1 protein-coding gene is annotated in these 214 nt (G+C 73.4%); it reads left to right on the top strand.

The window, feature by feature from the left end; all coding sequences use genetic code 11:
- The coding region (locus tag ROTAS13_RS25615) for an OmpA family protein (protein ID WP_139323556.1) at window positions 1-197 on the top strand (197 nt) is incomplete at its 5' end.
- Window positions 198-214: the final 17 nt, after the last annotated feature.

Genomic DNA, 214 nt, shown 5'->3' with positions numbered 1-214 from the left:
ACCGCTCCGGTACGCCGCAGTACAACATGGGTCTGTCGCGCCGCCGCGCCGACGCCGTGGCCGCCGAGCTGGTGCGCCAGGGCATCCAGCGCTCGGAGATCACGGTCGAGGCCTTCGGCGAGAGCCGTCCGCTGGTGCCGACCGCCGACGGCGTGCGCGAGCCGCAGAACCGCCGCGTGGAGATCGTCCTGCGCTGATCGCGCAGACGCTCCAG

The organism is Roseomonas sp. TAS13 (assembly GCF_001950415.1).
Classification (GTDB): domain Bacteria; phylum Pseudomonadota; class Alphaproteobacteria; order Acetobacterales; family Acetobacteraceae; genus Roseomonas; species Roseomonas mucosa.
Note: the sequence above shows the minus strand (reverse complement) of the source record. Positions and strands in the feature narration are given on the sequence as shown.